The sequence below is a fragment of the Actinocrinis puniceicyclus genome, from assembly GCF_018283645.1.
GTDB classification, from domain to species: Bacteria; Actinomycetota; Actinomycetes; order Streptomycetales; family Catenulisporaceae; genus Actinocrinis; species Actinocrinis puniceicyclus.
The window spans coordinates 1-15,381 of sequence record NZ_JAGSXH010000019.1; the positions used below are offsets into that span (position 1 = coordinate 1).

Sequence of the window (15,381 nt, forward strand, 5' to 3'; positions counted from 1 at the left end):
GACCGCGCCCCCGCCAGCCACGCCGGGTCGATCTCGTCGGCCCCGTCGATCAGGTAGGCCGCGGCCCCGGCCCGTTCGGCCACCTCGACCAGCCGCTTGGAGTTGGACGAGTTCTGCGATCCGACCACCAGCACCACGTCCACCTCGGCGGCGATGTCCCGGATGGCCCGCTGCCGGTTGGTGGTCGCGTAGCAGATGTCTGACGACGGCGGCTCGACGATGGCCGGGAAGGTGGCGCGCAGCGCGGCCACGATGTCCTCCGCCTCGTCCTCCGCCAGCGTGGTCTGCGTCAGATAGGCCAGCCGCGCGGGATCCTCCACGTCCAGTTCCTTGGCCTGCCTGGCGTTCTCCACCAGCCGGATGCGCGGGTTCCGCGGGTCCGGATCCTCGCCCAGGAGCCCCTCGGACTCGTCGTGGTTGGCGTGCCCGATGAACACCACCGTGTTGCCGTCGCGCAGCGCGCGGCGCGCCTCGGTGTGCACCTTGGCCACCAGCGGGCAGGTCGCGTCCACGACCGCCAGCCCGCGCAGCGCCGCGTCGTCCCGCACCGAGGGCGCGACCCCGTGCGCGGACAGCACGACCGGCGCGTCATCGGGCACCTCGTCGATCTCCTCGACGAACACGGCGCCGCGCCGCTCCAGGTCCGCCACCACGTAGGCGTTGTGCACGATCTGCCGCCGCACGTACACCGGGGCGCCGTAGCGCTCCAGCGCCTCCTCCACGATCTCGATGGCGCGTTCCACACCCGCGCAGAAGGAGCGCGGCGAAGCCAGCACGACGCGCCGGTGCGGGCTGAGCGCGTCGCTCCACCGCTCCAGCGCCGGAACCACCCGGGTCAGCAACTGCAGCGCGGCCCGGCCCCGCGGCACCGTGGCCGGGTGGTACAGACTGGTCTCCGCGTCGTCCACGATCACCCGCACCACGGCGAACGGCTGGTTGGTCAGCGTGCCGAGCCACGAGGACTCCAGGTCCACCGCGGCCGCGCCCTCCGCGGCCAGCACGCGGCGGCGCGAACCGAGGGCCAGCCGGTCGGTGGTCGCGATCGGCCCGAGGTGCACCCGGACCGGCGCCGAGCCGGGCGCGCCGGACTTCAGGCCGAGCGCCCGGATCGCCGCGGCCAGCAGCGGGGCGGCCGGGCTGCGCACGACCGAGCCCTCCGGGCCGCGCACCTCGCTGGCGACCACGATGTCCCCGGCCCGCACGTGCGGCGCGACACCGCCGGCCACCCCGGCGACGATCAGCCCGTCGTCGTCGCGAGGCAGGACCCGTACGGCGTTGCGGGCACGCTGGCCCACCCGCACGACGCGGGTGTCTCTGGTCCCGGTCAGGCCGCGCTCCAGGGCGCGGGCCTCGATGGCGAGCGCGGCCGCGATGGTGAGCTTCGGCGGGCGCCCGGTCGGATCGGATACGACGTTCACGGGGACTCCACGAGACGTTCGGCCAGATAGCGCCCGAGCGCGGTCAGCGGGAAGACAAGCCGGTACAGGTGGTAGTTGATGTAGAAGTCGCCGGGGAAACCGGTGCCGGTGAACAGGTCCTCGTCCCAGGTCCCGTCCTCGCGCTGGGTACGCGCCAGATACTCGATCCCGCGGTCGGCCGCGGCGCGCGCCGCGGCCGACCGCGGGTGCTCGCCCGGTTCCTGCGCCGCCAGCAGCGCGAGCAGCGCCCACGCGGTCTGCGACGCGGTCGACTCGCCGCGCCCGATCCACGCGCGCTCGACGTACGAGCGAAGGTCCTCGCCCCAGCCGCCGTCGGGGTTCTGATGCCCGATCAGCCAGGCCGCGGCCCGGCGCACCGCCGGGTGATCGCGGGCGACCCCCGCCTCGATCAGCGCCGGGACCGCGGCCCCGGTGCCGTACACGTGGTTGGCGCCCCAGCGGCCGAACCAGGAGCCGTCCGCCTCCTGATGCTCCAGCAGCCAGCGCACGCCGCGCCGGACCCGCGGGTCGCGCGCCCGGCCGCGGATGGCCAGCGCCTCGACGATGTGGGCGGTCACGTCCGCCGAGGGCGGGTCGATCACCGCTCCGAAGTCGCAGAACGGCAGCTTGTTGACAAGCTCGCGGGTGTTGTCCGCGTCGAAGGCGCCCCAGCCGCCGTCCCTGCTCTGCATTCCGGCCATCCAGCGCATACCGCGCTCGATCGCGCCGTCCAGGGCGGCCGCCCGGCCCTCGTCGGCGCCCTGGGCCGCGCGGTGCAGCGCGATGATCACCTCGGCGGTGTCGTCGGTGTCCGGGTAGCCGTCGTTGGCGAACTCGAAGGCCCAGCCGCCCGGGGCCAGGCCGGGACGGCGCACGGCCCAGTCACCGCGCACCGTGATCTCCTCGTCCAGCAGCCAGTCCGCCGCCTTCACGATCGCCGGGTCGCCCCCGGCGACTCCCGCGTCGGTCAGCGCCACCACGGCCAGCGCGGTGTCCCACACCGGGGACTGGCAGGCTTCCAGCCGGCGCACCGGCCCGTCCGGGGTCTGCTCGCGGACCAGGAAGCCTTCAAGCCCTTCGAGACCCGCCCGGATGACCGGATGGTCGAGCGAAAAGCCCATCAGATGCAGCGCCATGATCGAGTACACCCAGGGCGGCTGGATCCCGCCCCAGCCCCCGTCCGCCTCCTGCCGGGCCACGATCCACTCGGCCGCGCGCTTGAGCGCCGCCTTCCGCATCGGCTTGCGGCGCAGCAGTTCGTAGCGGTGCAGCAGCCTGTCCGCGCGCTGGAAGAAGCCTGCCGTCGTCGCGGCCGGGGAGAGCGGCGGCTCACCCGCGCCGGTACGCAGCTCGTCGATCCCGAAGGGCAGCGGGCGGCTCGGCCGGAAGTGCGAGACCACGGTCAGCGGCACCACGGTCTGGCGGGCCCAGCAACCCCAGTCGTAGATGTTCAGCGGGACCTGCGGCGGCAGGAAGATCAGCTCCGGCGGCATCACCGGCAGCCGCTCCCAGTCCCACAGGCCGAACAGCGCCAGCCAGATGCGGGTGAACACCCGGGTGCGCTCGACGCCGCCCTGAGCCTGGATCCACTCCACCGCGAGCTTCATGTGCGGTGCGTCGGGTGCGTCTCCGGCCAGCTTGAGCGCGATGTAGGCCTCGACGGTGGTGGACAGCTCCGCCGGCCCGCCGTGGAAGGTCGCCCAGGTGCCGTCCTGGCGTTGCTGCGACCGGATCCACCGGGCCGCGGCCTCGGTCTCCCGCGCCGAGCGGATGCCCAGGAACTCGCGCAGAAGCAGGTCCTCCGCGTCCATGGTGACGTTGGTCGCCAGTTCGCCCTTCCACCAGCCCGCGGGGTCCTGCAGCGCCAGCAGGTGATCCCGCGCGCGCTCGGCGGCGCGCCGCGCCGCCTCCAGCGGCCCGGGCTCGGTGCCCGCCGCCACCGGCCGATCCGCGATTGCCGTCATCTCCAGGTCCTCCTCGTGCCCGCCCCTACCACGCTCGCCGCAGCAGAAACCTGGTCACCTCGGTGAGATCGCCGAGGGCCGCCGGCTGCGCCGCCAAGCGGTCCAGCCGCGCCAACGCCTCGTTGGTGTGCAGGTCGGCGCGCTGCTCGCACCACGCGCGGCCGCCGGCCTCCTCCACGAGCTTGGCCGCGAGGGTCACGTCCTCCTCGGACAGCTCGCCGGGCGAGGCCAGCAGCGCGGCGAGCCGTTCGCCCGCGCGGCTGCCGGAGGCGAGCGCGGCCACGACCGGGGCCGAACGCTTGCGGGCACGCAGATCCGCGGCCACCGGCTTGCCGGTGCGCTTCTCGTCGCCCCAGATCCCGAGCATGTCGTCGACCAGCTGGAAGGCCATGCCCACGTGGTGTCCGTACTCGGCCAGCAACCGGGCGTTCGCGGCCGCCTCGCCGTCCTGCGCATCCCCGGGCGGCAGGTCGCCGCGCACGCCGTACCAGGCGATCGCGCCGAGCGAGGCGGAGACGGACAGCAGCGAGGCGGTCTTGCCCGCCTCCATCCGCAGGCACTGCTCCAGCGTGGCGTCCTGACGCTGCGCCAGATGCAGGTCATCGCACTGACCCGCGATCAGGACCTGCACCGACGCGGTCAGCGCCTGCTGCGCGCCCATCGCGCCGCGCCGGGCCAGCACCTCGAAGGCGAGCGTGTGCAGCGCGCACCCGGCCAGCAGCGACTGGTTCGCCCCGAAGACGGTCCACGCGGTCGGCCGGTGATGGCGGGTGCGGTCCTCGTCCATGATGTCGTCGTGCAGCAGGGAGAAGTTGTGGATCAGCTCGACCGCGCAGGCCGCGTCGAGCACCTCGGGTTCGTCTCCGGCCGCGCCGGCCGCCCGCGCGCCCAGAACGGCAAGGGCCGGACGCAGCGACTTGCCGGAGCCGCCCTCCACGTCCCAGCCGAAGTGGAACCGCGCGATCTCGCGCAGGAGCGGGTGCAGCCCGTCCACGTGGCGCTGCAGCACCGGGTCTACGAGTTCTTTCATCACGGCGAGAATATGCGGTGCCTGTCGGTCCATCAGCCTTCTCCCGTCGTCTGGTCAACAACCAGTCTCGCAGCGTTGATTCCGCTGCGCACCGCGCTTTCCATCGTGTCCGGCCAGCCGGTGGCGGTCCACGCCCCGGCGAGGTAGACCCCTGACATTCCGGTCGCCGGTCCCGGCCGCAGCGAAGCGCTGCCGCGCTCCTGACGGAACGTCGCGTGCCGCTCGCGGGTCACGAACACCTCCTCCAGCCCGGCGTCGGCAGCCTGCGGCAGCAGCCGCGCCAGTTCGGCCTCGAACAACGCGGCCAGCTCGCGCGTCGGCGTGTCGGCGAACTCGTCCGCGGCCGAGACGGTGACCGCCAGGTACCGCCCCGGCGGGCCGTCCAGGCCGCTGGCCGCGGTCCGGTCGAAGATCCACTGCGCCGGGCTGTCCACCGCGGCCAGGAACGGGCCGTCCAGCACGGGCCGGTCGTAGCGCAGGTGGATGTTGAGGATCGGGCTGTGGCCCAGCTTGCCGAAGGCGGTGGGGTGGTGCGGCTGCGGCAGCAGCGTGGCGGCCACGTCGTGCGGCACCGCCAGCACGATCGCGTCGGCGGCCAGGTCGCTGCGCAGGCCCGAGCGGTCCACCACCGTGACCGCGCGCTGCTCCCGTTCGCCGGTCAGCGGCTCGGCCTTGGTCGCCCTGAGCACCCGCACGCCGGCGGCGTCCAGCGCCTTGCCCGCCGACTCGTCGTGGATCCGGCCGAGCGGCACCGTGGCGTATCCGAGATCCGCGCCGTCGTTGGTCTCCAGCAGCCCGGTGCGGAACACCTTGGCCGCCAACGCGAGTGAGGCGTCGTCAGGCGCGATGTTCAGCGTCGCCGTGGAGATCACCGACCACAGCCGGTCGATAGCGGCCTGGGACTGGCCGTGCTCGCGCAGGAACTGCCCGAAGCCGCGCGCATCCGCCCGCTCGCTGCCCGGATCGGTGCGGCGCAGCGCGAAGGCCGGGCCGCCGAGCCGGACCCGGTCCCGCAACGGCAGCAGGCCGTAACCGCCGAGCGCGAACGCGAGATGCAGGGGCGCGGGCAGACGCGTGCGCCGCAAACGGGCCGTGCTCGCGTCCGAGGCTGATTTCAGCGGGATGTCCAGCCGGTCCTGAAGGTGCGTCAGGCCGCTGTCCGGTCCCGCTCCCAGACGGTCGAGCAGGCCGCGGTACGCGGTGCAGCAGCGCAGGAACACGTGCTGGCCGTTGTCCACGGTCAGCCCGCCGCGCCGGTACGAGGTGGCCCGCCCGCCCAGCCGCGGCCGGGCCTCCACCACCGTCACCGCCCAGCCGCGCTCGGCCAGCACCAGCGCCGCGGTGATCCCGGCCAGGCCGCCGCCGACCACGACCGCGCGCCGCTCCCGTAAGCCCGGGCTCATGATCGCGGCGCCGGCAGGATCAGCGCGCCGAGCGCGACGGAAAGCTTCCGCGCCGCCGGCACCGACACGCGGGTGGAGAGCACCGCCTCCGGCTTCGCCTCGATCCGGTGCAGCAGCGCGCGATAGATCCCGGAAAGCGCGCCGCAGCAGGCGCGTGAGCGGCGGTCCAGCAGCGGCAACAGGCGCAGGCCCTCGGCGTAGAGCTGCTCCGCTCGCTGCGCCTCGGCGCGGATCAGCGGGAGCAGCCGCCCGTCTTGCGGGTCCAGATTCCCTTCCGCGTTCAGCCGCAGGACGCAGCCGTGCGCGTCCAGATCCTCCTGCGGCAGGTAGACGCGGCCGTTGGTCAGGTCCTCGCGCACGTCGCGCAGGATGTTGGTGAGCTGGAGCGCGAGACCGAGCGTGTCGGCCAGCGCGTTGGCCACGGAGGGCTCCGTGCGCAGCGCCGGCGGGTCGAAGACGCCGAGCGACAGCCGCCCGATCGAACCGGCCACGCACCGGCAGTAAACGGCCAGCTCCTCCCACGTGCGGTAGGAGGTGCCGAGCTGGTCCATCTCACAGCCGTCGATCAGCTCGCCGAACGCGCCGAGGTCGAGCGGATAGCGCGCGGCCGAGTCCGCGAGCGCGAGCAGCACAGGGTCGTCCGGGAAGTCGCCCGGCGCGGCGACCTGCTTGCGCGCTTCGTCCAGCGCGGCGTTCTTCGCCGCCGCGGGCAGGTCCCCGTCGCCGATGTCGTCCACTCGGCGGGCGAAGGCGTAGACGGCGGAAAGCGCCTGCCGCTTGGGAAGCGGCAGCAGCCGGATCCCATAGGCGAAGTTGCGCGCCTCGGCGCCGACGATGCGCTCGCACTGCGCGTAAGCGGCCGCCACATCCGGGGTCCTCGAACTCGACCCGGGCCGCACGGCGGCGGCCGGGTCCGGGGAGAGGGTGTCGGGCGGCTGGTGGATCGGGGCCGCCGGGCGCCGGTTCTCGTCGCTGGTCTGCACGTGAATCACCTAACCCTGGTTCAGCGTCGGCGGCCCAGGAACACCCCGGCCGCCGCGCGCAGGGTCGCGCCGGTCGTGGGTTTGGGCGTGGCGGCCAATACGTCGTAGTCGGCGCGGCGCAGCGCGGTCAGGGTCGCCCGGCCGCCGGCCACGTAACCGGTCACCGCGGGCCTGGCCCAGCCGCGCAGCCGCCGGGCCAGCGGCACGCCCCGGCTCAGCAGCACCGCGGCCCGCCCCGCCTCCCAGCGAAGTAATGCCCTGACATCCTCGTCGGCGTGTCCCCGGGCCAGGTCGGGCTCGGACACGCCGAACGCGGTCAGGTCCTCGCGCGGCAGGTAGATGCGCCCGGCGCGAAGGTCTTCGCCGACATCCTGCAGGTGCTCGATGACCTGCAGGCCGGTGCACACCGCGTCGGAGTCGGCGATGTTCTGCTCGTCGGCCTGGCCGGCGAGGTACAGCACCACCCTGCCCACCGGGTCGGCCGACAGCTTGCAGTACTGCACCAGTTCCGCGAACGTGGCGTAGCGCAGCTTGTGCTGGTCCATCAGGTTCGCCGCCACCAGGTCGTGGAAGGGCTCGATGGGAACGCGCCCGTCCCCGGTGATCCGCAGCAGCCCGCGCACCGGCTCCAGCAGCGGCGTCGCGCCCGAGGACAGCCTGGCGAGGTCCGCGTCCACCTCGTTGAGCGCGGCGATCCTGTCGCCGCCGTATTCGTCGCCCAGGTCGTCCACGTACCGGGCGAAGGTGTAGAACGCGGCCAGGTCCGCGCGCGCCTGCCGGGGCAGCAGCCGCAGCGCGACCGGGAAGTTCTCCGCCTGTTCCTTCCGCGCGATCGCGTCCCGGTCGGGACTGACCACCTGGTCCGGCATGCCGGACCGCCCGGTCCCCTCGCCGGTCACCTCGCCGCCGCCGGCGGCCCTCGTCTCCTCGCTCACCGCCGCTGCATCGCCTGCTTGACCAGGGTGCGGCCGAAGTCCCACATCAGGCCGGTGCCCCGGTGCGCGTCCCGCATCACGTCGTCGAACGCGTCGACGAAGCGGTCCACCTCGGTCTCGGTGATGTTCAGCGGCGGCAGCAGCTTGATGACGTCCATGTGGTCTCCCGCCACCTGGGTCAGGATCCGGTGCCGCTGGAAGAGCGGGACCACCACCATCTGCGCGAACAGGCCCGTCCTGGCCGCCTGCAGGGTGTTCCACCCGGCCTTGAGCTTGAGCGAGGAGGGCTTGCCGAACTCGAACCCGATCATCAGGCCGCGTCCGCGTACGTCGCAGAGCAGTTCGTAGCGTTCCATCCGCTCGGCCAGCCGGGATTGCAGCAGCGCGCCAATCCGCGCCGAGTTCTCCACCAGCTTCTCGTCCTCGACCACCTGGAGCGCGGCCAGGCCCGCGGCCATCGCCATGGCGTTGGACCCGAAGGTCGAATCGTGCACCAGCACCCGGTCCATCGAGGAGTAGACCTTCTCGAAGATCCAGTCCTTGGCCAGGGTCGCTCCCACCGGGATGAATCCACCGGACAGCGCCTTGGCGACGGCCACGATGTCCGGCTCGACGCCCTGCTCGTGCTCGTAGGCGAAGAACTTCCCGGTGCGCCCTATCCCCGTCTGCACCTCGTCGCAGATCAGCAGCGCGCCGTGGGCGCGCAGCCGTTCCTGGGCGGACCTCAGGAAGCCGGGCGGCGGGATGTTGACGCCCTTTCCCTGGATCGGCTCGATCAGCAGCGCGGCCACGTCGCCGCGGGCCAGTTCCCGCTCCAGCGCATCCAGGTCGCCGAGCGGCACGGCCGTGTCCGGCAGCAGCGGGTCGAAGCCGCGGCGGAACTCCTCGGCGCCGTTGACCGACAGCGAGCCGGTGGTCAGGCCGTGGAACGCGTGGTCGCAGTAGAGGATCCGGCTGCGCCCCGTCGCGTAGCGCGCGAACTTGAGCGCCGCCTCGACCGCCTCGGTGCCGCTGTTGCCGAAGTACACCCGGTCCAGGTGCGGCGCGTAGGCCAGCAGTTTCTCCGCGAGCAGCCCGGCCAGCAGCGGCGAGTCGAACTGCACCAGGTCGGCCAGTTGCGCGTCGAGCACCTGGTGCAGCGCGGCGCGGATCGCCGGGTGGTTGCGGCCGGCGGCGAACACCCCGAAGCCGGAGAGGAAGTCGAGGTATTCGTTGCCCTGCTCGTCGTAGAAGTACGCACCCTGCGCCCGGACGTAGGTCCGGTCGAAGCCGATCGCGTGCAGCATCCGCGGCAGCTGCGGGTTGACCATCCTGGCCTGCAGGCCGTGGGCCTCGCCGGTGCGCGCGCGGATGAGCCCGGGCAGATCCAGGCCGCCCGCGCCGGGTGCCTGCCCGCTGTGATCCGCGCTGTCGATCACACTGTCCATCGACGATTACCGCCCTTCCGGCCGCCGCCTCGCCGGGGCCGCCTACCCGCGCCGGGAGCGCTGGAACCGTTCCCGGGCAATGGCGCTCACCCCGAAACGCCCTGCCTGTCCGGGCTGATACTACGGTGACGATCACTTCTCGGCGCCGCCGCGCCAGGCGGCTTTCCCGGAACTGTGGATATCGTGCGCCGGACGGTTGGCTGGGCGCGCCCGGCGGGAGGGCGGCACCCGTCGCCGGCCCGGGCGCCGCCGCCGGATCCGGCCGACATTCTTGAGATGGTCTGAACCTAGTCTCAGACGCCTTTCAAGGAGCGCGGGCACGCTCTCGGTATGACCGAGACGCAGCACACCCAGCCTCCCGTCCAGCCGCACCCCTATCAGGCCAGCCAAGGGGAGTACGCCTGGCACAGCGCCGGTCAGCCTCAGGCGCCGCAGGTCTACCCGCCCGGGCCGTCCGGTCCCGCAGCCGGGCCCCAACCCGGCCCGGCGTACGCGCCCGAACCGCGCCGGCGCTCCCCGGTGAAGTTCGGTCTCGGCGCGGTCGCCGCCTTCGTCGTCGTCTCCGCCGGGATCGGCGGCGTGGCCGGCTCGTACTTCGGCTCCGCGCGCGCCGCCTCCTCCAGCGTGGTCACCTCGATCACCGGGGCCGGCACCGCGACCGCGGCCACCCCGATCGGGAAGGTCGCCGCGGCGGTCCTGCCCGGCGTCGTGCAGGTCGACGAGACCACCGCCGCCGCCTCGGGGGTCGGCTCCGGAATGATCATCTCCTCCGACGGGAAGATCGTCACCAACGACCACGTCATCGCCGACTACGTTGCCAACGGCGGACAGCTGACCGTCACCCTGTATAACGGCAAGACCTACAGCGCCAAGGTGATCGGGTACATCGCCGCCGACGACATCGCGGTGCTCCAGGCAGAGGGCGTCTCCAGTCTGACCCCGGTCGCCTTCGCCGACTCGGCCAGGGTCCAGGTCGGCGACGAGGCCATCGCCATCGGCTCGCCCGACCAGCTGCAGAACACGGTCACCAGCGGCATCGTCTCCGCGGTCAACCGCAAGGTGTCCATCACCGAGTCCACCGACAACGGCGGCGGTTTCCCCGGCTTCGGCTGGCGCGGCTTCGGCTCGACCACGACGGTGAGCTACAACGCGATCCAGACCGACGCCTCGATCAACCCCGGCAACTCCGGCGGACCGCTGCTCGACTCCTCCGGCCGGGTGATCGGCATGAACTCGGCCATCTACTCCTCGGCCGGCGCGTCATCCAGTTCCGGATCGGTGGGCCTCGGCTTCGCCATTCCCTCGAACACGGTCACCGCGGACGTGGCCAAGATCGAGAACGGCGGCGGCGACGCCGCCGGCTCGGCAGTCTCCTGACCCGGCGGCCCGCCGGCCCGGCAGCGACACACGTGGGAGAGGCGCCCTCCTGGAATCCGGCGTGTCGGTGATCGTCGCGCGGCGCTACAGTGACCGGCGTGCCGGAAACCGTCCCGGCACGCCGGTGGCGCGTCCGGAGCAGGTTCACGAGATCACACCGAGCGCCACCGACCTCCCTCACCCCCGGAGGCCGCCATGGATGCCGCGCGCCGCGCGCTGTTGCCGACCGAGGAAGCCGTCGCGCTCCTCGACCTGACCACCGAGCTCGCCGAGAAGGAACTCGCGCCGCGCGTGAGCGAGTACGAGGAGGCACATCGCTTCCCGCGCGAGCTGTTCCGCGTCCTCGGGCGTTCCGGACTGCTCGGCCTGCCCTACCCCGAACAGTACGGCGGGGGCGCGCAGCCGTACGAGGTCTACCTTCAGGTCGTCGAGGAGTTGTCCCGCCACTGGCTGGCCGTCGGCATGGGCGTCTCGGTGCACACCCTTTCCTGTCACGCGCTGGCGCACTACGGCGACGAGCGGCAGAAAGAGCGCTGGCTGCCCGACATGGTCGGCGGCGAACTGCTCGGCGCATACTGCCTGTCCGAACCCGCCCACGGCTCCGACGCGGCGCATCTGGGAACGCGTGCGGTGCTCGACGGCGACGAATACGTGGTCGACGGCACGAAGGCGTGGATCACACACGGTGGCGAGGCGGACTTCTACACCGTGTTGGTGCGTACCGGCGAGCACGGCGCGCGCGGTATCACGGCACTGCTCGCCGACGCGCAGACTCCCGGGCTGAGTGCCGCGCCGCCGGAACGCAAGATGGGCCTGCGGTCCTCGACGACCGCTCAGGTGCGCCTGGAGGGCGCGCGCATCGCGGCCGAACGCAGGCTGGGGGCCGAAGGCCAGGGTTTCGCCATCGCGATGGACGCGCTGGACGCGGGCCGCCTCGGCATCGCCGCGTGCGCGGTCGGGCTCGCGCAGGCCGCGTTCGACGCCGCGGTCTCCTACGCGCGCGACCGCGTGCAGTTCGGCAAGCCGATCATCGAGCACGACGGCGTCGGCTTCCTGCTCGCCGACATGGCCACCCGGTTGGAGGTGGGCCGGGCCGGCTACCTCGCGGCCGCCCGGCTGCGCGATCTCGGCCTGCCGTTCACCCGCCAGGCGGCGGCGGCGAAGCTGTACTGCACCGACGCCGCGATGCAGACGGCGATCGACGCGGTGCAGGTTTTCGGCGGCTACGGCTACACCACGGATTTCCCGGTCGAGCGCTACCTGAGGGAAGCCAAGGTGCTGCAGATCGTCGAGGGCACGAACCAGATCCAGCGGCGGGTCATCGCCCGCGCTCTCGTCCGGTAAACCCCGCGAACCACACCAGTCACCGGCGCATGGTGCCGTCCCTGCGCTGCCGCGTGCTGCACTTCACCGGAACGTGGCCGGTTTCACGCCCCACACCCGCGCGTGGTTGGGTAGGTTTCTTGTCGGAACTCTTAGTGATGGAGACCGAAGCAGGGCTCGTGGGGGGGCCGGCACGGTGCGTTGAGGGTTCTTCGGGCGGGGCCGCCACGGTCCGCGCGCGAAGAGTTTGCGGACAGTGCGGTTCCGGCGGGTTTGGGGGCGTTTGGGAGAGAGCGGGATCGTCGAACGAGAGGCAGGCGCACTGGCCATGGCGGATCGGGCCGACCACTCCTGGCGCGGGGGCCTGCGGCTCTTCGGCGTCGCGCACCTCGTCGCGATCAGCTGCCTCGTCGGAGCGTACCTCGTCGACGGGCTGCACGGCCTGACGGTCGCGGCGCTGCTCGGCGTGCTTGAGGTCGCAGTGTCCTTCGACAACGCGATCGTCAACGCCACGGTGCTCGCCCGGATGGGCCAGTTCTGGCAGCGGATGTTCTTCACCGTGGGCATCGTGATCGCCGCGATCGGCATGCGGCTGCTCGTGCCGCTGGCGATCGTGTCCGTGGGTGCCCGGCTCAGCCCGGATTCCGCGGTCAGGCTGGCGTACTCCGATCCGCTGCGTTACCGGGACGTGCTGATCGCGGCGCAACCCGGCATCGCGGCCTTCGGCGGGGCGTTCCTGCTGATGATCTTCTTCGGCTTCGTCTTCGAGGAGCGGCAGGAGACCTGGATCGGCTGGATCGAGCGGCCGCTGCGCCGGCTGGGCCGGCTACCCCGGATCGCCGAGGTGCTGGTGCTGGCCTTCGCGCTGGTCGCGGCCGGCTCCGTGCGCGAGGGCGAGGCGCTGAAGGTGGTGGTCGGCGTCGTCGCCGGGCTCGGCTCGTATCTGCTGGTGAACGGAGCCGGCGAGCTGATCGCCGAGCAGGCGGACGCGGACGGGGCGTCGCGGCCCCGGGCCACCGTGACCGGCCGTGCCGCCTTCTTCCTGTTCTGCTACCTGGAGTTGCTGGACGCCACCTTCTCCTTCGACTCGGTGATGGGCGCCTTCTCGGTCACTCTGGACATCGCGCTGATCACGATCGGCCTGGCGATCGGCGCCGCGTACATCAGGGCGCTGACGGTGTACGTGGTGCGCCGCGGCACCCTGGACGAGTACCGGTACCTGGAGCACGGCGCCTATTACGCGATAGGGATTCTCGCGGTCCTGCTGATGGTGGAGGTCTGGCACGACGTGCCGGACGTGCTGACCGCGGGCGTCGGCGCGGCGATGATCATCGCGGCGGTGGCCTCCTCGCTGGCCGCGCGCAGGCGCCAGGAGCGCGCCGAGCGCAAGGAGGCCGGTAGCGGCATGCCCGACGCGGCGATCCACGCCGGGCCCGGGCACCGGCCGCAGCGGGAGCGCGAGCACGCCCGCAAAGGAGAACACCCCGCCGCCTGACCAGCACTAGGCGGTGTTGGGGAATGTATCAAGGCAACGATTCGACCGCCGCTTTGCCGGATTCGCCCCTTGAGGCATTCCCCAACACCGCCTAGTCACCCTCCCGCGCCGGCAAGGGATCCTGATCGGAGCCGACCAGCCGATCGGGGGTGACCTCGACGGCGCGGCGCAGTTGCTCCAGACGGTACGGCAGCGGCCGCCAGCCCGGTGACCCGGCGAGTTCGGTGTTCAGTTCCACGACGGTCCGCGTGTACGCGCGTTGCAGGCCCCTGGGGCGCAGCGGCATCCCGGCGGGCCGCTTGATCGAGTGGCCGTCGGCCGCGGGCAGGCCGGCGTGGTTGCCGGCGACCGAGACCCACAGCGATTTCACCCCGATCTGCAGCGGCACGAGGATCTGCTCCCGGGTGGCCAGCCAGTGCCGCAGCGCGACGGCGGTGCCGGGGGACAGCACGATCCGCTCGGTGACCGGCTCGGACACGGAACGCGCCTGCGGGTGGCGCACGATGGTCAGGACCGGTTCGCTTCCGGAAAGGTCCAGGTCGGTGACGCGCAGGGCGCACAGTTCGCCCACGCGCGCGGCCGTGTCCAGCACCGTGCCGATGATCGCCAGCAGCCTGATCCGCCCGGGCCTGGTCGGCGGGCTCTTGGCCTTCTCGGCGAGGTACGCGCGCAGTTGCGAACGGGTCGGGCCGTTGACGACCTCGCGCGGCTCGGGCAGCGGCGCCCGCTCGGACAACACCAGGGGCAGCGACAGTTCGCGGCAGATCAGCCTCAGGCAGTCCTCGCGGATACGCATCGAGGACGTGCTGGACGTGCCGTCCCCGCTGCTGGTCGGCCGCTGCCGCAACTGCCCGTCCCGCGCGAGGCGCAGATAGGAGGTCAGCGCTTGCGCGCCGAGCAGGTCCGCCGCCGCGCGCACCTCGGTCCCGGGCCGGAACTCGGGGTGCGCGCCGACCAGCCGCAGCTCCTTCGCGACCCAGCGCAGCTGGCGCGCCCGCGCCGCGCTCACATCCTGGCGCGAGCACATCCGCTCGACCGCGGCCTCGACCTGCGCGACCGCGTCGCGTGTCATCTGCGGCTCGGTACCCTCGCGTTGACGCTCCGTCACAAGAGATCAACATACTCCGCGGCTCCGACAACCAGAATCAGAATTTGTACGCTCGCGTCATTCGGCGGGTAATACGCTCGCAGGGGTGCGGAACAAGCGGGCACGCGGCTGCGGCGGACGGGTGGGGACTTGTCGATGCGTCGGCTCTGGTGGTACGCGCTCAGCGCGGCGTTAGGCATCGCCAGCGAAGTCGCGATCAGCGTCATCGCGAATCAGTTCACGATCTCGAAGCGGTACTACCTCGCGCCGGTCGGGCTTTTCGCCCTGCTGTGCCTGCTCACCGCGTCGGTGGACTATCTGCGGGACGTCCGCCACGGCGGTCCGCGGGCCAAGCAGTCCGGGCCGACCGGCCCGGTGCCCGTCCGCGGCACGGACCGCATCGTGCTTCGACGCAGCTGGGAGAAGGAAATCGGACGCCTCGCCCTGCTGTATCTCACGGCGATCGAGATGATCCTGCTGGACCTCCTGGTCGTCACCCGGCATCTGCCGTCGCGGGTGACCCTCGTGGAACGCTGGTCACTGGACGGCGCGGTCGTCACGGTCCTGGCGGTGCTCTGGTCGCTCATGGCATGGTGGGTGGCGCGGACCCGCCCGGGTGTCATCGTCTCCGGCGAAGGTGTCCTGGTCTTCACGGTGAAGGGCAAGCGTGTCTCGCTGCCGTGGCGCGACGTCACGGACATCCGTACGGAAACCGCTCGGTCGGCTACCTGGCTCGTGGCACGCGTCCCGGCGGGTTCGCGGTTCGTCTACCAAGCGCCCACGACCGAGTTCTACAACGCCAAGCGCGGTCTGCTCGAACTCTGCGATCTGCGGCGGATCGGGCTCACTCGGCATCAGGTCGACGCCGCCCTCGACGCCCGGCGGCCGTAAGCCGCTCCTGGGTCTTCGATCCAGTCTTCGGCCGGCGGCCGTGACGGG

The 15,381-nt window shown here is 72.3% G+C and carries 12 protein-coding genes; 4 read left to right on the top strand and 8 right to left on the bottom strand.

Annotated elements, in window-relative coordinates; all coding sequences use genetic code 11:
• From ispH to KGA66_RS08060, 7 genes are all read right to left on the bottom strand, one after another.
• A partial coding sequence (ispH, locus tag KGA66_RS31485) for a 4-hydroxy-3-methylbut-2-enyl diphosphate reductase (RefSeq protein WP_211466252.1) occupies positions 1 to 1,418 on the bottom strand: 1,418 nt, incomplete at its 3' end.
• A complete protein-coding gene (shc, locus tag KGA66_RS08035; RefSeq protein ID WP_211466254.1) occupies positions 1,415 to 3,382 on the bottom strand; it encodes a squalene--hopene cyclase in 1,968 nt (655 codons plus the stop codon). The genes ispH and shc, both read right to left, overlap by 4 nt.
• Before the next feature lie 25 nt (positions 3,383 to 3,407).
• Positions 3,408 to 4,412, bottom strand: a complete 1,005-nt coding sequence (locus KGA66_RS08040) for a polyprenyl synthetase family protein (RefSeq protein ID WP_211466256.1) — start codon at positions 4,410 to 4,412, stop codon at positions 3,408 to 3,410.
• Between the two features lie 32 nt (positions 4,413 to 4,444).
• On the bottom strand, positions 4,445 to 5,815 hold the full coding sequence (gene hpnE, locus KGA66_RS08045) for a hydroxysqualene dehydroxylase HpnE (protein ID WP_211466258.1): 1,371 nt from the start codon (positions 5,813 to 5,815) through the stop codon (positions 4,445 to 4,447).
• Complete coding sequence (gene hpnD, locus KGA66_RS08050) at positions 5,812 to 6,714, bottom strand: presqualene diphosphate synthase HpnD (protein ID WP_438822022.1); 903 nt, start codon at positions 6,712 to 6,714, stop codon at positions 5,812 to 5,814. Before hpnD ends, hpnE begins: the two co-directional genes overlap by 4 nt.
• Positions 6,715 to 6,818: 104 nt before the next feature.
• Complete coding sequence (gene hpnC, locus KGA66_RS08055; RefSeq protein WP_211466260.1) at positions 6,819 to 7,733, bottom strand: squalene synthase HpnC; 915 nt, start codon at positions 7,731 to 7,733, stop codon at positions 6,819 to 6,821.
• Complete coding sequence (locus KGA66_RS08060; protein WP_211466262.1) at positions 7,730 to 9,160, bottom strand: aspartate aminotransferase family protein; 1,431 nt, start codon at positions 9,158 to 9,160, stop codon at positions 7,730 to 7,732. The genes hpnC and KGA66_RS08060 overlap by 4 nt, the downstream gene beginning before the upstream one ends.
• A 330-nt stretch (positions 9,161 to 9,490) precedes the next feature.
• Between KGA66_RS08060 and KGA66_RS08065 the strand changes: the two genes are divergently transcribed.
• The 3 genes from KGA66_RS08065 (at position 9,491) to KGA66_RS08075 (ending at position 13,355) form a co-directional block, all read left to right on the top strand.
• Entirely contained in the window at positions 9,491 to 10,537 is a 1,047-nt protein-coding gene (locus KGA66_RS08065) for a trypsin-like peptidase domain-containing protein (RefSeq protein ID WP_211466264.1), read from the top strand.
• A gap of 195 nt (positions 10,538 to 10,732) precedes the next feature.
• Entirely contained in the window at positions 10,733 to 11,881 is a 1,149-nt protein-coding gene (locus KGA66_RS08070) for an acyl-CoA dehydrogenase family protein (protein ID WP_211466266.1), read from the top strand.
• Between the two features lie 307 nt (positions 11,882 to 12,188).
• Entirely contained in the window at positions 12,189 to 13,355 is a 1,167-nt protein-coding gene (locus KGA66_RS08075) for a DUF475 domain-containing protein (protein ID WP_211466268.1), read from the top strand.
• A gap of 91 nt (positions 13,356 to 13,446) precedes the next feature.
• Here the strand turns inward: KGA66_RS08075 and KGA66_RS08080 are convergent, their stop codons facing one another.
• Complete coding sequence (locus KGA66_RS08080) at positions 13,447 to 14,427, bottom strand: site-specific integrase (RefSeq protein ID WP_211466270.1); 981 nt, start codon at positions 14,425 to 14,427, stop codon at positions 13,447 to 13,449.
• Positions 14,428 to 14,598: 171 nt separating this feature from the next.
• Here KGA66_RS08080 and KGA66_RS08085 point away from each other — a divergent pair, with 171 nt between their 5' ends.
• Positions 14,599 to 15,333 carry a hypothetical protein gene (locus KGA66_RS08085; RefSeq protein ID WP_211466272.1) on the top strand — a complete coding sequence of 245 codons (735 nt, stop codon included), beginning with the start codon at positions 14,599 to 14,601 and terminating at the stop codon, positions 15,331 to 15,333.
• Positions 15,334 to 15,381 lie beyond the last annotated feature (48 nt).